Raw genomic sequence first — 19,278 nt, forward strand, 5'->3', positions numbered from 1 at the left:
GCAGAAGCGTCTTTGTCATAACTTCACGCCAACAATACGTTGCGTGGGGCGGTCCAAAAATCCCCCTGCAGCCACAAGCAGCCGGGAGGATTCATGGCCAATATCCGCGTTCTTGCCACCGATCTTGAATTTCCGGAAGGGCCGGTGGTGATGCCGGACGGATCGGTGGTGCTGGTCGAAATCCGCGGGAAGCGGTTGACGCGGGTCTATCCGGACGGGCGCAAGGAAGTGGTGGCGCAGATTCCCGGCGGCCCCAATGGCGCGGCGCTCGGACCCGACGGCAAGATGTACATCTGCAATAATGGCGGCTTTAGTTGGATCCCGACGCGCAACATGATCATGCCGGGGCCGCAGCCGGAAGACTATATCGGTGGCTCGATCCAGCGCGTCGATCTGCAGTCGGGCAAGGTCGAGACCGTCGTCGACAAATGCGGCGAGCATGCCTTAAGGGGACCGAACGACCTTGTCTTCGACAAGCATGGCGGGCTCTGGTTCTCCGATCTCGGCAAGCGCCGCGCCCGCGAGATGGATGTCGGCGCGTTCTACTACATCAAGCCCGGCATGAAGGAGATCGTCGAAGGCGTGCATGGTCTGCTGCCGGCCAACGGCATCGGCCTGTCGCCGGACGAGAACACGGTTTACATCGCCGAGACACCCACGGCGCGGCTGTGGGCCTACGATCTCTCCGCGCCCGGCACCGTCAAGCCGCGCGATGGGATCTATCGCGGCGAACGCGGCAAGCCGATTGCCGGGCTCGGCGGCTACCAGATGTTCGATTCGCTCGCGGTGGAAGCCAGCGGCAATGTCTGCGTGGCGACGCTGGTCTCGGGCTGCATCTCCGTGATCGCGCCTGATGGTACCCTGGTCGAGCAGGTGCCGACCGGCGACCGCGTCACCACCAACATTGCCTTCGGCGGACCCGAGCTGAAGACCGCCTACATCACGCTGTCAGGCAAGGGCGAGCTGATCGCGATGGATTGGGCGCGGCCTGGCCTGCCGCTGAATTTTTTGAACAAGTGATGGCTGATGGGATGCTAAACCCTCATGGTGAGGAGGCGTGAAACGCCGTCTCGAACCATGAGGCCCCGCCGTCACCCGTGGCCCATCCCTCGAGACGGCCGCTATGCGGCCTCCTCGGGATGAGGAGAAGAAGAAATGCCCTGGCTTGAACCTATCACCCTTCGCGGCGCGCATGCGCGGCTGGAGCCACTGTCGCCGGATCACGCCGATGGTCTCGTTGAGGCCGCGAAGGACGGCGAGCTCTGGAAGCTCTGGTACACTTTCATCCCTCGGCCTGAAGACATGCGCAAAGAGATCGACCGCAGGCTTGGCCTGCAGGCGGCCGGATCGATGCTGCCGTTCACGGTGTTCGATGCCTCCGCCACCATCTCGGGCATGACCACCTACATGAATGTCGATGCGCTCAACCGGCGCGTCGAGATCGGTTCGACCTGGTACGCGAAGCGTGTGCAGCGCAGCGCGGTCAATACGCAGTGCAAATTGCTGTTACTGACGCATGCTTTTGAGGCGCTCGATTGCATTGCGGTAGAGTTCCGCACGCATTTTTTCAATCACCAGAGCCGCCGCGGCATCGAGCGGCTCGGCGCCAAGCTGGACGGCGTCCTGCGCAGCCACCAGATTGCACCAAACGGCACGTTGCGCGACACCGTGGTCTACAGCATTATCGCCAGTGAATGGCCGACGGTGAAGGCGCACCTCACCTATCAACTCAACGAAAAGCCGCGGTAGCCGCTCTGCCGCGCCAGAAACGAGACGATGGAAACGTTCGATTATGTGATCATCGGCGCGGGCTCCGCCGGTAGCGTTCTTACCAACCGCTTGAGCGAGGATGCCGGCACTACGGTGTGCGTGCTCGAAGCAGGCCCGAAGGATTGGCACCCCTATATCCATCTGCCGGCCGGCTTCATCAAGACGTTCCACATGAAGAGCGTCAACTGGGCCTACCAGCAGGAGCCGGGCCCTTGGACCGGCGGCCGCAGCATCTATGCGCCGCGCGGCAAGACGCTCGGCGGCTCGTCCTCGATCAACGGCCATATCTACAACCGCGGCCAGCGCCAGGACTTCGACACCTGGGCGCAGCTCGGCAACCGCGGCTGGGGCTATCCGGACGTGTTGCCCTATTTCAAGCGGATGGAACGTCGTGTCGGCGAGTGCGACGAGACCTATCGCGGCCGCGACGGCAGCCTCACGGTCACCACCATGGAGTGGCAGGACCCGCTCTGCGAGGCCTTCATGGAGGGGGCGGTCAGCCTCGGCATTCCGCGCAATCCTGACTACAACGGCGCGATCCAGGAAGGCGTGTCCTACTGTCAGCGCACCATCCAGAACGGCCTGCGCATGAGCGCGGCGAAAGCGTTCCTGCATCCGGCGCGGAAGCGGCCGAACGTCAACGTGCGCACGCATGCGCATGTCACCAACATCATCTTCGAGGGCAAGCGCGCGGTCGGCCTGCGTTATCTTCGGGGAGGGCGGGGCGGCGAGCCCATCGAGGTGCGAGCCAGCAAGGAAGTGATCCTCTCCGGCGGCGCCTACAACTCGCCGCAGGTCCTGCAATTGTCCGGCGTCGGCGCGCCGGAGCTGTTACAGTCGCACGGCATCGAGGTGCGCCACGCATTGCCCGGTGTCGGCGAGGGATTGCAGGACCATTACGCGCCGCGTTCCGTCGCGCGCGTGAAGAACATCCGGACCATCAACGAGCTTCGGCGGGGCCTCAGCCTGTGGGTCGAGGCGTTGAAATGGGCGACGACACGGCGCGGCCTGCTGTCGCTGTCGCCGACCATGGTCTATTGCTTCTGGCATTCGGGCGAGACCACGGAGAGTTCGGACCTCCAGCTCACCTTCACGCCGGCGAGCTACAAGGAAGGTGTGCAGGGCCAGCTCGAGGACCAGCCCGGCATGACGGTCGCCTCCTGGCAGCAGCGGCCGGAGAGCCGCGGCTTTGTCCGCATCCGCTCGTCTGATCCGTTCGCGCCGCCGATCATCCAGACCAACTATCTCGTCGAAGAGCTTGATCGCCGCGTCGTGGTCGCCGGCATGAAGCTGGCGCGCCGCCTGTTGAAGTCGGCGCCGCTTGCGCCTTACTACGACTACGAGGATTTCCCCGGACCGAACGTGCAGACCGACGACGAATTCCTCGCGGCTGCGACCGAGCGCGGCACGACGACCTTCCATCCCGGCTGCACTTGCCGGATGGGCCCGGCGGATGCCAGATGGGCCGTGGTCGACGACCAGCTCCGCGTCCACGGCTTGCAGGGCCTGCGCGTGGTCGACGCCTCCATCATGCCGCGCATGATCTCGGCCAATCTCAACGCCTCGACGATGATGATCGCCGACAAGGCCTCCGACATGATCCGCGGCAAGCAGGCGGCGGCCGCCGTGGCCCTGGCGGAATACGCCTGACGCTGTTTCTCCTCATCCTGAGGAGCGCGCAGCGCGTCTCGAAGGATGAGGCAACAGGCGGGGCCTCATGGTTCGAGACGGCGCTTGCGCGCCTCCTCACCATGAGGGGAAAGTCCTTCACTCGTACACGAACGCCTTGTCCGCCAGATCGATCGTCGGAAACTCGTCCTTCTCGGCCCAGTAGTCCTGATTGTGCTGCCATTCCGGCTTTTCGCCGCGCTTGGGCAACAGGTGCATGCCGCGCAGCATGTAGCCGGGGTTGAAGTTTTCTTCGTCGATCCACGGCAGGATCGGCATGTTGTGGTCCTCCGGCCGCAGCGCCGGCGTGACCTTCTTCGCACCGGTTTCCTTCATGTGCGTGAGCAGGCGGCAGACGAAGTCGGCGACGAGGTCGACGCGCAGGGTCCAGCTCGCGCGGAAATAGCCGAACACCCAGACGAGGTTGGGTACGCCCGTGAACATCATGCCGCGATAGGTCACGGTATCGGCGAAATCGAGCGGCTTGCCGTCGAGTTCGAACTCGATATCGCCGGTGGCGCACAGATTGAAGCCTGTCGCGGTGACGATGATGTCAGCCTCTAACTCCCCGCCGGACTTCAGCAAGATACCCTTCTCGGTGAAGCGTTCGATCTCGTCGGTGACGACGGACGCCTTGCCCGCCTTGATGCCCTGGAACAGGTCGCCATCAGGGATGAAGGCGATGCGCTGCCGCCACGGGCGGTAGCGCGGGGTGAAGTGGGTGGCGATGTCGTAGTCCTTGCCGAGATAGGCTTCCACCGCCGACAGCAAATCCTTCTTGGCCTCTTCAGGCTTCTCGAAGGTCTTGCGGGTGAAGGCATCCTGGTCGAACAGGATCTTGCGGCGGGTGATCTCGTGAATCCACTTCTCGTCGACCTGCAACTGCCGCAGTTGCTCCGCGATCTCGATCGCGTTGCGGCCGGTCCGGAAATAGGTCGGCGAGCGCTGCAGCATGGTCACATGGCCGGCGTCCTTGGCCATCGCTGGGATCAGCGTCGCGGCGGTGGCGCCGGAGCCGATCACGACGACGCGCTTGCCCTTGTAGTCGAGATCCTCGGGCCATTTCTGCGGATGCACGATCGGGCCCTTGAACTTGGCCATGTCCTTCCACTCCGGCGTATAGCCCTCGGCATGGCGGTAGTAACCCTGGCACATCCAGAAGAAATTGGTGGTGAAGCGGAAGTGCTCGCCGGTGTCGGTCCGCGTGGCGTCGATGGTCCACAGATTGGTCTCGCTCGACCATTTCGCCGACGTGATGGTGTGGCGATAGCGGATGTGGCGGGCGAGGTCGTTCTCCTCGATCACCTCGCCCATATATTTCAGGATCTCGGCGGCGGTTGCGATCGGCGCGCTGGTCCACGGCTTGAAGCGATAGCCGAAGGTGTGCAGGTCGCTGTCGGAGCGGATGCCCGGATAACGATGCGTGCTCCAGGTGCCGCCAAAAGTCTTCTGCGTCTCCAGCACGACGAAGCTGGTCCCGGGGCATTGCGTGGTCAGGTGGTAGGCGGCTCCGACTCCGGAAATTCCGGCGCCCACGATCAGGACGTCGAAATGCTCAGATGTGACGGGCTCGGCAGCGCGAATCTGCGTTTGGACGTTCATCTTCCCTGCTCGTTTGTTGTTTTGTTGGTATAGGCACGAAGCGCCGGGGTGCTCCCGGCGCTTCGGAAATCGTCACGTCAGACTTCGCGGCGGCTCAGGAAGGCCAGCCGCTCGAACAGGTGCACGTCCTGTTCGTTCTTGAGCAGTGCGCCATGTAGCGGCGGGATCAGCTTGCGCGGATCGCGCTCCCGCAGCATTTCCGGCGTGATGTCCTCGTTCAGCAGCAGCTTCAGCCAGTCGAGCAATTCGGAGGTCGAAGGCTTCTTCTTCAGGCCCGGCACTTCCCGCACCTCGAAGAAGATGCGCAACGCCTCTTCCACCAGGCGCCTCTTGATGCCGGGGAAATGCACGTCGACGATCTTTTCCATCGTGTCCGCATCGGGGAACTTGATGTAGTGGAAGAAGCAGCGGCGCAAGAAGGCGTCCGGCAACTCCTTCTCGTTGTTGGAAGTGATCATCACGATCGGGCGCAGCTTGGCCTTGATGCTCTCGCCGGTCTCGTAGACGAAAAACTCCATGCGATCGAGCTCGAGCAGCAGATCGTTGGGGAATTCGATATCGGCCTTATCGATCTCGTCGATCAAGAGCACCGGGCGCTTCTCGTTGGTGAAGGCTTCCCACAATTTGCCGCGCTTGATGTAGTTCTTGATATCCGAGACGCGCGCGTCGCCGAGTTGGCTGTCGCGCAATCGCGACACCGCATCATATTCGTAGAGGCCCTGCTGCGCCTTGGTGGTGGACTTGATATGCCAGGTCAGAAGCGGTGCATCGAGCGCCTTGGCGACTTCCTCGGCCAGCACCGTCTTGCCGGTGCCGGGCTCGCCCTTCACCAGAAGCGGGCGCTCCAGCACGATGGCGGCGTTGACAGCGACTTTGAGGTCATCGGTGGCGACATAATCCTTGGTACCGGTGAATTTCATACTACCCCGTCAGAATGAGTTTCAATTTGATACTAATGGAAAAACCAAGCAGGTCTAGCGTGGATTCCAGCGTCTGAACGCAACTGAGCTAACCGCCAGCGCCTTGAATTTAGGCGGGCCCTTCCGCCGTGCGGAATGATCCTCGCACCTCAGTGCCGAACCCGTGATGCTGTCCTAAAGACCCCGGGTGCCCTTGACGGCGCGACGGTGACGGGCAATCTATGGAACATGTTCCTGCAATTCTTCACATCGCTGCGCGATGCCCAGGTCCCCGTGACCTTGCGTGAATATCTGACGCTGATGGAGGCGCTCGACGCCGACCTCGCCGAGCAGAGCGTCGAGAATTTCTATTACCTGTCGCGCTCCGCGCTGGTGAAGGACGAGCGCAACCTCGACAAGTTCGACCGCGTTTTCGGCACCGTGTTCAAGGGGCTGGAGAGCCTGCTCGATGCCATGGACAAGGCTGAGATCCCCGAGGAATGGCTGAAGAAGCTCGCGGAAAAATACCTCACCGAGGAAGAGAAGAAGCAGATCGAAGCCATGGGCTGGGACAAGCTCATGGAGACGTTGCGCAAGCGTCTGGAGGAACAGAAGGGCCGGCACCAGGGCGGCAACAAGTGGATCGGCACCGCCGGCACGTCGCCGTTCGGCGCTCACGGCTACAATCCCGAAGGCATCCGCATCGGCCAGGAGAAGAACCGCAACAACCGCGCCGTGAAGGTGTGGGACAAGCGCGAGTTCAAGGATCTCGACGGCAATGTCGAGCTCGGCATCCGCAACATCAAGGTCGCGCTGCGACGCTTGCGCAAGTTCGCCCGCACCGGCGCCCCCGACGAGCTCGATCTCGACACCACGATCAAGGAAACCGCCAATCACGGCTATCTCGACGTGCACATGCGCCCCGAGCGGCGCAATGCGGTGAAGGTGCTGGTGTTCTTTGATATCGGCGGCTCGATGGATTCGCATATCGAGCAGGTCGAGGAATTGTTCTCGGCCGCCAAGAGCGAATTCAAGCACATGGAATATTTCTACTTCCACAACTGCCTCTATGAGGGCGTCTGGAAGCAGAACAAGCGGCGCTTCACCGATCGCACCCCGACCTGGGACGTGCTGCACAAGTACCCGCACGACTACAAGGTGGTGTTCGTCGGCGACGCCTCCATGTCGCCTTACGAGATCATGGTCCCCGGCGGCTCGGTCGAGCACGTGAACGAGGAGGCCGGTTCGATCTGGCTCGATCGCATCATCCGCACCTATCCGCACGCGGTGTGGCTCAACCCGGTGGCGCAGAAGCACTGGGACTATTCGGAATCGACCACCATCATCCGCCGCATCTTCTCCGAGCGCATGTACCCGATCACGATCGAAGGTCTGGAGAATGCGATGAAGGAACTGGTACGATAGCTCTCGTCATTCCGGGGCGTCCGAAGGACGAGCCCGGAATCCATTTAGCCACTTGCGCCGGCGGAGGAATAGATTCCGGGTTCGATGCTTACGCATCGCCCCGGAATGACAAACAACAATCAAGGGAGAGCCCCATGTCCCAGACCATTCACCGCGGCATCAAGCAGATGATGGACGAAGCCAATGCCGAGATTGAGACCATCAGTGCGGCCGATGCGATCAAGATCCTCCCGAACGACGATGTCGTGATCGTCGACATCCGCGATCCCCGCGAGATCGAGCGCGACGGCAAGATCCCGGGCGCCTTCTCGTGCACCCGCGGCATGCTCGAGTTCTGGATCGATCCGGCGAGCCCTTACGCCAAGCCGATCTTCCAAGAGGACAAGAAGTTCATCTTCCATTGCGCCGGCGGCATGCGCTCGGCCCTGGCTGCGAAGACCGCGCAGGACATGGGGCTGAAGCCGGTCGCCCATATGGGCGGCGGTTTCGCCGCCTGGCGCGATGCCGGCGGCCCGATCGAGAAGTGGGAGCCGAAGAAGAAAGACTAGGTGGTCGCCACCGCCACCACCGTCATGCCCGGGCTTGTCCCGGGCATCCACGCCCTCGGGCGACGCAGGCGAAGACGTGGATGGGGGGGACAAGCCCGGCCATGACGCAAGCTGAAGGATATCGCTAGATGACCACTACCGAAGACCCGCTCGTCTCCACCGACTGGCTTGCCGCCCACCTCGGCGATCCCAAGGTCAAGGTGATCGACGCCTCCTACAAGATGCCGGGTGTGCTGCCGTTGCCGGCCGACGATTTCATCGCCGCCCACATTCCCGGTGCAGTGTTCTTCGATGTCAATGCGATCGCCGACAAGAACGACCCGCGCCCGCATATGTATCCGGCCGCCGAGCAGTTCGCGCAGGACGTCTCCGCGCTCGGCATCTCCTCGGGCGACACGGTGGTTGCCTATGATGCTGGCGGCTGGGTTGCCGCGCCGCGAGCGTGGTGGATGTTCCTGTCGTTCGGTCATCCGAACGTGAAGGTGCTCGACGGCGGCTTGCAGAAGTGGAAGGCCGAGGGGCGGCCGACGGAAACCGGGCCCGTCACGCCGAAGCCTGGAAAATTCCAAGCCAGGTTCGATCCGAGCTTCGTGCGCAGCAAGGAGCAATTGCTCGGTAATATCGAGACCAGGAAGGAGCAGGTGATCGACGCGAGGCCGCGCCCGCGGTTCGAGGGCACCGTGGTCGAGCCCTGGCCCGGCCGGCGCTCCGGACACATCCCAGGCAGCCACAACGTTCCCTATGCCGACCTGTTCGATGCCAAGACCGGGGCGATGAAGCCGCTCGATGAATTGCGCAAGGCATTTGCGTCCGCCGGCGTCGATACGGCAAAGCCGATCGTCACCAGTTGCGGCTCTGGCGTGTCGGCGCTGGTGCTGACGCTCGCGCTCTATCGGCTCGGCGTGCGCGGCAGTGCGCTCTATGACGGTTCCTGGGCCGAATGGGGATTGCAGGACGGGCCGCCGATCGCGACGGGACCTGCGTGATTGCAGACGATCAGCGCGTGGGGCGCACGAACACCGGCTGGCCGAACGGATCGAAAGTCTGCTGCTGCGGAATGACCTGCGGCGCCAGGCGTTGCTGCTGCGCCGCGACGCGCCGGCGCTCCCTGGCACGCTCCGCCCGTGCACGCTTCTTGGCCGCGGTTTGATCCGGCTTCGCATCCGCGCTCTTTGCTGATGTCGTTTGCTCGACAGTGACCGCGGGGCCGCCCAGCGTGGCGATCTTGGTCGCCGCCGGACTCGCTTCCGCTGAGGTCGGCGCCTCGGGTGCGGCCGGCGCGGCGTCGTTCGCGGGCGGGACCTCTGCGACCGCCGCACGCTTGGCCTCTTCGGCGGGCGAAGGAGTTTCCGTCTGGGCTGCCGCCGTCGGCGCCTGGGGTTCCGGAGCATCTGCTAGAGGCGGTTCGGCCGGCGGCGTCTCGGTTGAGGCAGTCTCCTCGGGCTTCACGGCGGCCATCTGCTCGGGCTCGGCCGGCGCGGGAGCATCGGCGGTTGCTGCGGTCGGAGCAGGGGACGTCTCGGCGCTGTCCGGCGCCTTTTCTGTTGTCTCTGCTGCGGGCGCCTCGACGCGCAGCATGGCGAGCGTCGGCGGCTTCGCTTGAACTTGTGTTTGAGCTTGCGCGAAGACGGGCTCCGGCGGGCTGCGTCGCGCCGGGATGCTCGCGACTTCCTCATGGGCAGCCCGGAGCAGCGCGGCAGCGCCAAGTCCGAAGATCAGGACCGACGTCGACAGCACGATTGCCGCGAACAGGAAACGAAGGCCGGGAAGCATGGCGCGGTTCCGTCTTTGCCGAAGTGTTCTGTTGAGCCAGAGGAAACGCGGTGATCACAGGGCCGCTCGCGGGCAGCGAATCAGGCCGATTCGAGGATATCGCAACCAATGTCAAAGCAATGACGCCCGTAGTCCCCCGGAATAACTTTTCCCTGACGGTGAGGCATCTTTGCCGCAGCGATCACTCCTCAATCACAAAATGACCGATTCGGCCCGGATTTCGCGGAATTGTCTTGAATGCGCCGCTATCTTCCTTCAAGTGCCGTTAACGGTCCGGTGTGGCTTGGGGACTATACAAGAGCGATGATGATCAACCGCATTCTGACGATTTGTGCTGCCGCAGCGCTCGGCGCGGCAGGAACTTCGGTTGCGCAGGCGCAGCAGGGCTACCCCGCAGGGCCTGGTCCGGTCTATTCCGCTCCTCAGGGCTCGTATCCGCCGCCGCCCCCCGGCTACGTGCGCGACGACCGCCGGCCATCGGATTTCGATGTCTTTGAGGAGGACGACGAGGCGCCGAACGGCCAGAGTTCGGCGTCGCTGTCGCCGCCCGGACCAGTGCTTTCGCCCAACGATCCCCGCTATGGCCGCCCGATGGGCGCGCCCCCGCCGGTCTATTCGGATCGGACCGTGCCGACCGGCCCGGTCATGTCGCCGGATGATCCGCGCTATGGCCGTCCGGCAGGCCCGCCGGCGGTGATCTATGCCGATCGTCCCCAAGGGCCGGCGCAGAGTTACAACTATCCCGATGATCGCGCCATGCGTCCGCCCGAGTCGGTGGGCGCGGCGGGTGGTGCGCCCGCCGTCACCGGCGCCGTGTCGCAGCAGCCTCAGGTCGGCAGCGACGGCAGGCCGATGACGGTCGCGGCGCTGCCGCCGGAGGAGCAGCCGGAGGCCGCTCCCGTGCAATTGCCGCCGAACCTGCGCCGCCAGGAAGTCTCGTTCGCGACCAAGGAGCCGCCAGGCACCATCGTGGTCGATACGTCGAACACCTACCTCTATTACATCCTGGGCGGCGGCCGCGCGATGCGCTACGGCGTTCGCGTCGGCCGCGATGGCTTCACCTGGACCGGCGTGCAGAAGATCAGCCGCAAGGCGGAGTGGCCGGACTGGTATCCGCCCACCGAGATGATCGAGCGTCAACCCTACCTGCCGCGCTTCATGGCCGGCGGCCCCGGCAATCCGCTCGGCGCGCGCGCGATGTATCTCGGCTCGACCGTGTACCGCATCCACGGCACCAACCAGCCCTCGACGATCGGCAAGTTCGTCTCTTCCGGCTGCATCGGCATGCTGAATGAGGACGTCTCCGACCTCTTCGAGCGCGTGAAGGTCGGCACCCGCGTCGTGGTGCTGCCGGGTGGTCCGCCGCCTGGAACCGCCACCGCCTCCGCTGCGCCGCCGCCCGGCGGGCCCGTTGCGGCCGCCCCAGCGCCGACCCAGGCGCAGGCCGCCGCACCGCTGCCGGGCACCCAGCCGACCACGGTGCCGCCGCTGCCGGCCCCGGTCACGATCCGCTAGGGCGATTACAGTCCAACATCAAAAGGCGCGCGAACAGCGCGCCTTTTTTGTTTTGCGCTTCTGTCAAATTCCCGCGCTTGAATTCGTGTTCGGCTGGATTACGTGCCAGAGGGCTGCAACCGACGTGGGACAATGCCATGCGCATCCTTGTTGCAGGCGCCACCGGCGCTATTGGCCGACAACTCGTTCCCGCCCTGATCCGGGCCGGCCATTCGGTGATCGGCACGACGCGAACAGCAGCGAAAGCCGAGGCGATCGGGCAGATGGGCGTCGAGCCCGTCATCGTCGATGGCCTCGATGCAGAGGCTGTCCGCGCGGCGGTCATTGCGAAGCAGCCCGAGGTGATCGTCCACGAGATGACCGACCTCGCCGATGTTACCGATCTCCGCCATTTCGATCGCGCCTTCGCTGTCACCAACCGGCTGCGCACGCTCGGCACCGATTGCCTGCTGGCGGCCGCGCGCGAAGCCGGTGTCAGGCGTTTCGTCGCGCAAAGCTTCTGTGGCTGGACCTATGGCCGAACCGGTGCACCTGTCAAAACCGAGTCCGATCCGCTCGATCCCGATCCGCCGCAGGAACTTCGACGCACGCTGGAAGCGATCCAACATCTGGAGCGCGCCGTCACCGGCTCGGATCAGCCGGAAGGAATCGTGCTCCGATACGGATCGTTCTACGGTCCCGACACCGGCATACTGTCGCGGGCGATGATCGATCAATTGCGGCGCCGCCGCGTGCCGATGATCGGCGATGGTGGCGGCTGGTGGTCTTTCATTCATGTCGCCGACGCGGCATCCGCCACCGTTGCCGCCATCGAGCGCGGCGAGGCCGGCAATATCTACAACATCGTTGACGATGAGCCCGCGGAAGTCAGCGAATGGCTGCCGGCGCTTGCCGCGATCGTCGGCGCTAAGCCGCCATTCCATGTGCCCATCTGGCTCGGCCGATTGCTCGCCGGCGAACATGTGGTGGCGATGATGACCGAGGTGCGGGCGGGCTCGAACGTCAAAGCCAGGCGCGAACTCGGCTGGCACCCGGCGCATCCGTCCTGGCGCACCGGCTGTGCCGAAATCGTCGGGCACTCCAGTGGCCACAGCGCTGCCGCTTGAGCTGGTAATGCGACGCTCAGACGTCCGCCTCATCAGCGCTTTCGCGGGTTGCATTCTCGAGCCAACCGGCGATGCGCAACAAGTCACGATCGCGCCCGCGAGCGCCGATGAGCTGGACGCCGATTGGAAGTCCCTGATGGCCTCTGAGCAGTGGCAGCGAAACGGTCGGCAGACCGCAGAGGCTCCACGGCATCGACATGACACCGGAGCCCGGCCCATCTTCCAGCCGGGTCGCCTCGCCCGGCGCCGACAGGGTGATCAACGCATCATGTTGGATGAACGTACGCGAGGCAAGTTCAACGAGACGGTCCACCTCCGCATCGAACGTAAGGTAGCTCGCCGCGCTGATGGTGTGGCCGGCTTCGATGCCCCGCTGCAGCGGCGCGCAATAGCGGCGGATGGTCTCAGTCGGCTCCGAGCCGAAACGATAGGCGAGATGCGCGTTGAGCAGCCCGAAGGTGACATCGAGTGCCTGATCGAATTCAAGTGGGAGTTCGACCTCGACGGTCGCGGTCGGCAGTGACTGGATGAATGTCTCGAATGCCTTCCCCGCGTTGTCGTCGATCAGCTTCCAGCCTGGCCCCTTGACCACGCCAAGACGGGGTGCGGAGGCCGCAGGCTGGACAGCCGCTAACGCGGAATCGAACACGCCGGCGAAAAGGCACAAGTCTCCGATCGAGCGGGCCAACAGGCCGAGATGCGCCATGCGCGGCACCAGCACGTTCGATCCCGCCATTGAGGTGAAACCCAACGAGGGTTTGAACGCAAACGCGCCGCAAAACGAGGCGGGCAGGGTGGTCGAAGCGGTGTGTTGCGTGCCGAGCGCCAGCGGCACCATGTGGTCGACGACGGCGGCGGCAGAACCCGCCGACGACACGCCCGGCGAGCGCGACAGGTCCTGAGGATTGCGGGTCGGGCTCGGATGGTACATCCCGAATTCGGATGTCGCGGTCTTGCCGACAATGATTGCACCGGCGCGGCGCAGCGCCGCCACGGCATCCGCATCGGCGTTTGGCCGCCGGCCGCGAAGCGTCTCGCTGCCATATTCGGACGGCATGTCGGCGGTGTCGAATACGTCTTTCACCCCGATCGGCAGGCCGTGCAGTGCGCCGAGCGGCCCACCTGATGCGCGGTGCTCGTCGGCACGCCGCGCCTCTTCGCGCGCCCGCTCCGCATCGAGGAAAGCCCACGCCCTGACGTCGGGCTCACGCGCGGCGATCCGGTCCAGGCAGGCATTCATCAAATCGAGCGCGCTTGTCTCGCCCCGCTTGATCCTGTCGGCCAGCATGCTGGCCGACAGGTGGTTTGGAAGCACAGAGCCGGTCATCATCGAACCGAGGCTGTGATGCTGCAGCCCGATCCGGCGGCCGGGCGGAACGCGGTCGCGGCGGGAACGGTGGCGATCCGCTCGTAATAGTCCCAGGGCTGCCGGCTCGCCGCCGGCGATTTCACGCGATAGACGCCGAGATCATAGGCGAGGCGGCCGTTCTGCTGCACGACAGCCTGCCGCCCGAACCGATCGACCGGAAGCTGGCGCATCTCGGCATTGACGATCGCGGCATCGTCGCTTTTGGCGCTTCTCGCGGCCTTCAGGAAATGCAGCACGCCGGAATAGACGCCGGCTTGTTCGCGGGTCGGCATTCGGCCGTGTTCCTTGAAGAAGCGCTGCGCGAAGTCGCGGGTGCCGTCGCTGTCATCCCAATAGAATCCCGTGGTGATGATCAGCCCCTGCGCCGCTTCGAGGCCGAGGCTGTGGACATCGGTGACGAAAGCGTGGAGCGCTGCGATCTTCTGCGTGCGCATGATGTCGAACTGGCCGGCCTGCTTGATCGCATTGACGGTGTCGGCGCCGGCGCTCGCGAGCGCGACGACCTGCGCGTTCGTGCTCTGGGCACGTAGCAACAGCGAGGCGAAATCGGCTGTGTTGAGCGGATGGCGCGCGCTGCCGAGCACCTTGCCGCCGCGCTCCTGCACCACGGCGCTGGCGTCTTTCTCCAGGTCGTGGCCGAACGCGTAGTCGGCGGTGAGGAAGAACCAGGACTTCTGCCCCTGCTCGGTCAGCGCTGCAGCCGTGCCGCGCGCCAGTGCGTAAGTATCGTCGGTCCAATGGGTCACGTAGGGCGAGCAGCGTCCGCCGGTAATCTCGACGCTAGCGGCACCCGATACCAGGAGCGACCGCTTCTTCTCGGTCGCGATCGTCATCAGTGCGAACACCGCGCCCGAATGGGGCAGGTCGACAACGGCGTCGACGCCTTGCCGGTCAAACCACTCGCGTGCGATGGCTGAGGCGACATCCGGCTTGTTCTGATGATCCGCGGTGATGATCTCGATCGGGACCCCGTCGATCGAGCCGCCAAAATCGGCAACGGCCATTCGCGCGGCCTTGATCGAGCCCGGCCCGCCGACGTCGGAGACTACGCCGCTTTGATCGCCCATGACCCCGATGACGACCTTATTGTCCGAGAACTGAGAGAAGGCCGGCGACGTGAGTATTGAGCTAAGTGCAATTGAAATCAGGATTTTTCGGTACATTTCGCTGCTCCGCGTGAGGTGCGGCGGAGCCTAACAATCCGCTGCTACACATATGTGACAATGTGGGTACATATGTGATTATTGGCTAGTGACGAAGATTCGATGAGGAACAGCGTGACCAGACAGGCGACGGAAATCGAAACGTTCGGGCCGGAAGTGGAGAACGGGGACGCGTTGGTCGCCCGCATCTGCTGGCACTACTACAAGGAGGGGCAGACCCAGGACGTCATCGCGCAGCACCTGAAAATCACGCGGAAGCGGGTCAACCAGATCCTCGGAGAGGCGCGGGAGCGCGGCGTCGTCCAGATCTCAATTGCCAGTCCCTTCGGTCCTTGCAGCGAACTTGAGGCCCGCCTCGCTGCACGTTTCAAGCTGCGAGGCGCCATCGTCGTGCCCGCGCCGATTGGTGACACTGACGTCCGCAACCTCGTCGGCGCCGCCGCCGGCCACTATATCTCCGAGCACCTGCCGCCTGCCGGGACTCTCGGCATCACCTGGGGTGGCACCATCAACATGGCCGCGCAAAATCTGCGGCGGCGTTCCGGCGACGGCTGCCGTGTCGTCCTGTTGTGCGGCGGGCTTGCCGAAAGCACGGCGATCAATCCTTACGACAACGCGGCGATGATGGCGCGCGCGTTGGGTGCGACATGCTACTACGTGACCGCGCCGATGTTCGCGGCAACGGCACAGCTCCGTGATGCGCTGGTTTCCAGTGAGCCAGTGCGCTCGGTTCTCGCAATGGTAGCAGGGCTGGATATCGCCCTGTTCAGCGCCATTGATCTGTCCGAACAATCGAAAGCGCTGGAATATGGCGTGATATCGCGCGAGACGTGGCAATCGCTGCGCGACGCCGGCGCGGTCGGCGATATCTGCGGCCACTATCTCGATAAGGACGGCAACGCGGTGACGCATCCCCTGACCCGGCGCGTGATCCATCCGCCGATGAGCGATCTGAAGGCGGTACGCGAGCGCATCCTTGCCGCCGGCGGTCTTCAGAAGCTCCCGATCATCAGCGCGGCGATCCGCGCCGGGCTGGCCGACATTCTGATCACGGATGAACGGGTTGCGACCGCCCTTTGCGAAGAACGGTGATCAAGCCAGTCGGCGCGGAGGTTCGCTGCCCTTGGTCCAGGCATCGATACACTCGACCATCTGGCCGTAGTGGATGCCGAGGCTCTCCTGGGTCGCGTAGCCGAGATGCGGGGTGAGCACGAGGTTGTCGAGCCTGCGGAACGGATGGTCGACCGGCAGCGGCTCGACCGAGAACACGTCGATGCCCGCGCCCGCGATCTTCTTTTGCGCGAGAACCTCCAGCAGCGCGTTCTCGTCGACGATCGGCCCGCGCGCGGTGTTGACGAGATAGGCTGTCGGCTTCATCCGCGCGAGATCGGCGGCACCCACCAGGCCGCGCGAGCGCTCGCTCAGCACCACATGGATGGTGACAATGTCGGCGGTCGCAAACAATTCCTCCTTGCTGGCATAGCCGACGCCGGCCTCCTTGCATTTCTCGGCCGTCAGGTTGGGGCTCCAGGCGATGACGTTCATGCCGAACGCCTGCGCGAGCTTCGCCACCCGACTGCCGAGCTTGCCGAGCCCCACCACGCCAAGCGTGCGGCCCTCGATCTCGACGCCGGCAAAGGTCTGCCAGGGCTCGCCTGCATGCATCCGCGCGTTTTCCCGGCCGATGCCGCGGGTGAGTTCCAGGATCAGGCCGAGCGTCAGCGCCGCGGTCGGGTCGCGGCTGTATTGCGTGCCGCACAGCACCACTTTGTGATTCTTGGCGGCGTCCACATCGATCGCGGCATTGCGCATGCCTGATGTCAGCAGGAGTTTCAGCTTGGGCAGCGCCGCGAACAGCGTGCGCGCAAATGCGGTGCGCTCGCGCATCGCGCAGATGATCTCGAAATCGGCAAGCGCGCTCGCGGCAGCCGCCTCGCTCGCAAACGGCTCCCTGAACACGGTGACGTCGACGCGGTCCTTGATCTCTGACCAGTCGGCGATCGAAAGTGACAGGTCGAAATAGTCGTCGAGGATTGCACAGCGCAGCCGCGTCATCGATGAACCCGTTCATGGCGAAAGGACGGCGAGAATACCGTCAGGGGAGATCGCTATGGTTGCGCGCAATCGTTGGGTCGCGCAAGCGGAGTTCAGGGAACGCCGGCTTCAAATATCCGACAGGTTCAGAGCATGGTCCGGAAAAGTGGAAACCGGTTTTCCGAAAAGATCATGCTCAAACAAAGAGATGAGATCATGATCCGATCGCCTCATCGGATCATGATCGCAACCGGCTTCTGTGCTTGGCGCGCCAGGCCGGCCCGGGTCCGCGCATATAGTGCAGTTCCGGCCGGTAGGGGTTGAATGCCCTGGCGAAGAACTGGCGCCAGAAGGTGCGGAATTCGGCGACAATCTTCGTAAGGCCGGTGCGGCTGGCCGCCGGGGCGGGCAGGGACGTGCTTGTTGCCATGACACAGCCCTCTGTTGGTCATGCGCGGCTTTCTCGCGCAAAATGCCGTTTTCGATGCTGAAAACGAGATTTCGCCCGATTCATTAAAAGATGGTTTCAATTGTCGTCATCTTGCGCACACATGGTTTCGATCCCGTATTCATCGGGGTGAACGGATGGAAAACGCGCGGTGTGCGGTTGCGCTTTGAGGGCCCGGCGGCTACATCGGCGGCAGCAAAATTTCCATAAATCCTGCCGATTCCAGGGGACTCAATGGCCCGCCAGTTCGTCTATTTCATGCAAGGTCTGACCAAGAGCTACCCGACCCGCAAGGTGCTCGATAACGTCCACCTGAGCTTCTATCCGGACGCCAAGATCGGCGTGCTCGGCGTCAACGGCGCCGGTAAATCGACGCTGCTCAAGATCATGGCCGGCATCGACAAGGACTATACCGGCGAAGCCTGGGTCGCCGAGGGCGCCCGCGTCGGATACCTCGAGCAGGAACCGCACCTCGATGCCACGCTGAGCGTCCGCGAGAACGTGATGCAGGGCGTCGCCAAGCAGAAGGCGATCCTCGACCGCTACAACGAGCTGGCGGTGAACTACTCGGACGAGACCGCCGACGAGATGACCAAGCTCCAGGACGAGATCGAGGCACAGGGCCTCTGGGATCTCGACAGCAAGGTCGATCAGGCGATGGACGCGTTGCGCTGTCCGCCCGACGACGCCGACGTCACAAAGCTCTCCGGTGGCGAGCGCCGCCGCGTAGCGCTGTGTCGGCTCTTGCTCGACCAGCCCGAACTGCTGCTACTGGACGAACCGACCAACCATCTCGACGCCGAGTCCGTATCCTGGCTCGAAGGCCATCTGCGGCAATATCCCGGCGCGATCCTGATCGTCACCCACGACCGCTACTTCCTCGACAACGTCACGGGCTGGATCCTCGAGCTCGATCGGGGCCGCGGCATTCCCTATGAGGGCAACTATTCCTCTTGGCTGGTGCAAAAGCAGAAGCGGCTCGAGCAGGAGGGCCGCGAGGACGCGGCGCATCAGAAGACACTGGCGCGCGAGCAGGAGTGGATCGCGTCCTCGCCGAAGGCACGCCAGGCCAAGTCCAAGGCGCGCTACCAGCGCTACGAGGAACTGCTCAAGAAGGCGAGCGAGAAGCAGACGCAGACTGCGCAGATCGTCATCCCCGTGGCCGAGCGGCTCGGGCAGAACGTCGTCGACTTCGAGGGCCTGACGAAGTCGTTCGGCGACCGCATGCTGATCGACAATCTGACCTTCAAGCTGCCGCCGGGCGGCATCGTCGGCGTGATCGGTCCGAACGGCGCCGGCAAGACCACGCTGTTCCGCATGATCACCGGGCAGGAGAAGCCGGACCAGGGCACGATCACGGTCGGGGAGTCCGTCCATCTCGGCTATGTCGACCAGTCGCGCGACGCGCTCGACGGCAGCAAGACCGTGTGGGAGGAGATTTCCGGCAACAACGAACTGATCCTGCTCGGCAAGCGCGAGGTGAATTCGCGCGGCTATTGCTCGGCCTTCAACTTCAAGGGCGCCGACCAGCAGAAGAAGGTCGGCGCGCTCTCAGGCGGCGAACGCAACCGCGTGCATCTCGCCAAGATGCTGAAATCCGGCGCCAATGTGCTGCTGCTCGACGAGCCCACCAACGACCTCGACGTCGACACGCTGCGCGCGCTCGAAGAGGCGCTGGAGGATTTCGCCGGTTGCGCCGTGATCATCAGCCACGACCGCTGGTTCCTCGACCGCATCGCCACCCACATCCTCGCCTTCGAAGGCGACAGCCATGTCGAATGGTTCGAAGGCAATTTCCAGGATTACGAAAAGGACAAGATGCGGCGCCTTGGCCAGGATTCGATCATCCCGCATCGCGTGAAGTACAAGAAGCTGACGCGGTGACGGCACTTTAGCGACGATCTGCTGCGGCCAGTTGTCGCTTTCCACCACGACGAGATTGCGTAGATATAGCGCTC

17 protein-coding genes are annotated in these 19,278 nt (G+C 63.9%); 10 read left to right on the forward strand and 7 right to left on the reverse strand.

The features are described 5' to 3' along the window. Positions 1-93 precede the first annotated feature (93 nt). The 3 genes from YY7_RS0128005 to YY7_RS0128015 all read left to right on the forward strand — a co-directional run bounded on the left by YY7_RS0128005 (position 94) and on the right by YY7_RS0128015 (position 3,420). Positions 94-1,020, forward strand: a complete 927-nt coding sequence (locus YY7_RS0128005; RefSeq protein WP_028166108.1) for an SMP-30/gluconolactonase/LRE family protein — start codon at positions 94-96, stop codon at positions 1,018-1,020. A 135-nt stretch (positions 1,021-1,155) separates the two neighbouring features. Further along, entirely contained in the window at positions 1,156-1,749 is a 594-nt protein-coding gene (locus YY7_RS0128010) for a GNAT family N-acetyltransferase (RefSeq protein WP_028166109.1), read from the forward strand. A 27-nt stretch (positions 1,750-1,776) separates the two neighbouring features. After that, positions 1,777-3,420, forward strand: a complete 1,644-nt coding sequence (locus tag YY7_RS0128015) for a GMC family oxidoreductase (RefSeq protein WP_028166110.1) — start codon at positions 1,777-1,779, stop codon at positions 3,418-3,420. A 117-nt stretch (positions 3,421-3,537) separates the two neighbouring features. Here the strand turns inward: YY7_RS0128015 and YY7_RS0128020 are convergent, their stop codons facing one another. Together YY7_RS0128020 and YY7_RS0128025 are read right to left on the reverse strand one after the other, a co-directional pair. Next, positions 3,538-5,040 (reverse strand): flavin-containing monooxygenase, encoded by a 1,503-nt coding sequence (locus tag YY7_RS0128020; RefSeq protein ID WP_028166111.1) that lies wholly within the window; start codon positions 5,038-5,040, stop codon positions 3,538-3,540. Positions 5,041-5,117: 77 nt separating this feature from the next. Beyond that, a complete protein-coding gene (locus YY7_RS0128025; protein WP_028166112.1) occupies positions 5,118-5,960 on the reverse strand; it encodes an AAA family ATPase in 843 nt (280 codons plus the stop codon). Between the two features lie 228 nt (positions 5,961-6,188). Between YY7_RS0128025 and YY7_RS0128030 the strand changes: the two genes are divergently transcribed. From YY7_RS0128030 to sseA, 3 genes are all read left to right on the forward strand, one after another. Further along, positions 6,189-7,364 (forward strand): vWA domain-containing protein, encoded by a 1,176-nt coding sequence (locus YY7_RS0128030; RefSeq protein ID WP_028166113.1) that lies wholly within the window; start codon positions 6,189-6,191, stop codon positions 7,362-7,364. 134 nt (positions 7,365-7,498) lie between these two features. Then, a complete protein-coding gene (locus YY7_RS0128035) occupies positions 7,499-7,912 on the forward strand; it encodes a rhodanese-like domain-containing protein (protein WP_028166114.1) in 414 nt (137 codons plus the stop codon). A gap of 128 nt (positions 7,913-8,040) precedes the next feature. Then, a complete protein-coding gene (gene sseA, locus YY7_RS0128040) occupies positions 8,041-8,898 on the forward strand; it encodes a 3-mercaptopyruvate sulfurtransferase (RefSeq protein ID WP_028166115.1) in 858 nt (285 codons plus the stop codon). A 10-nt stretch (positions 8,899-8,908) separates the two neighbouring features. On the opposite strand, the gene YY7_RS53105 is transcribed toward sseA, so the two are convergent. Then, positions 8,909-9,685: a hypothetical protein gene (locus tag YY7_RS53105; RefSeq protein WP_035691103.1), complete on the reverse strand. Its 777-nt coding sequence runs from the start codon at positions 9,683-9,685 to the stop codon at positions 8,909-8,911. 303 nt (positions 9,686-9,988) lie between these two features. Between YY7_RS53105 and YY7_RS0128050 the strand changes: the two genes are divergently transcribed. Both YY7_RS0128050 and YY7_RS0128055 read left to right on the forward strand, forming a co-directional pair. Then, positions 9,989-11,200 carry a L,D-transpeptidase family protein gene (locus YY7_RS0128050; protein WP_028166116.1) on the forward strand — a complete coding sequence of 404 codons (1,212 nt, stop codon included), beginning with the start codon at positions 9,989-9,991 and terminating at the stop codon, positions 11,198-11,200. A gap of 137 nt (positions 11,201-11,337) precedes the next feature. Beyond that, positions 11,338-12,306, forward strand: a complete 969-nt coding sequence (locus YY7_RS0128055) for an NAD-dependent epimerase/dehydratase family protein (protein ID WP_028166117.1) — start codon at positions 11,338-11,340, stop codon at positions 12,304-12,306. Positions 12,307-12,322: 16 nt separating this feature from the next. On the opposite strand, the gene YY7_RS53110 is transcribed toward YY7_RS0128055, so the two are convergent. Both YY7_RS53110 and YY7_RS0128065 read right to left on the reverse strand, forming a co-directional pair. After that, on the reverse strand, positions 12,323-13,633 hold the full coding sequence (locus YY7_RS53110; RefSeq protein WP_245287446.1) for an amidase: 1,311 nt from the start codon (positions 13,631-13,633) through the stop codon (positions 12,323-12,325). Then, complete coding sequence (locus tag YY7_RS0128065; RefSeq protein WP_028166118.1) at positions 13,633-14,838, reverse strand: ABC transporter substrate-binding protein; 1,206 nt, start codon at positions 14,836-14,838, stop codon at positions 13,633-13,635. The genes YY7_RS53110 and YY7_RS0128065 overlap by 1 nt, the downstream gene beginning before the upstream one ends. A gap of 114 nt (positions 14,839-14,952) precedes the next feature. Here YY7_RS0128065 and YY7_RS53115 point away from each other — a divergent pair, with 114 nt between their 5' ends. After that, positions 14,953-15,930 carry a sugar-binding transcriptional regulator gene (locus YY7_RS53115; RefSeq protein ID WP_245287447.1) on the forward strand — a complete coding sequence of 326 codons (978 nt, stop codon included), beginning with the start codon at positions 14,953-14,955 and terminating at the stop codon, positions 15,928-15,930. On the opposite strand, the gene YY7_RS0128075 is transcribed toward YY7_RS53115, so the two are convergent. Continuing rightward, the gene (locus tag YY7_RS0128075; RefSeq protein WP_028166119.1) at positions 15,931-16,893 is read right to left on the reverse strand and encodes a D-2-hydroxyacid dehydrogenase family protein; all 963 of its coding nucleotides are present in this window, start codon (positions 16,891-16,893) and stop codon (positions 15,931-15,933) included. A gap of 217 nt (positions 16,894-17,110) precedes the next feature. Next, positions 17,111-17,302, reverse strand: a complete 192-nt coding sequence (locus YY7_RS0128080) for a hypothetical protein (RefSeq protein ID WP_028166120.1) — start codon at positions 17,300-17,302, stop codon at positions 17,111-17,113. 252 nt (positions 17,303-17,554) lie between these two features. Here YY7_RS0128080 and ettA point away from each other — a divergent pair, with 252 nt between their 5' ends. Then, positions 17,555-19,204 (forward strand): energy-dependent translational throttle protein EttA, encoded by a 1,650-nt coding sequence (gene ettA / locus YY7_RS0128085; RefSeq protein ID WP_028166121.1) that lies wholly within the window; start codon positions 17,555-17,557, stop codon positions 19,202-19,204. Positions 19,205-19,278 lie beyond the last annotated feature (74 nt).

It is taken from the genome of Bradyrhizobium elkanii WSM2783, assembly GCF_000472865.1.
GTDB lineage: Bacteria > Pseudomonadota > Alphaproteobacteria > Rhizobiales > Xanthobacteraceae > Bradyrhizobium > Bradyrhizobium elkanii_A.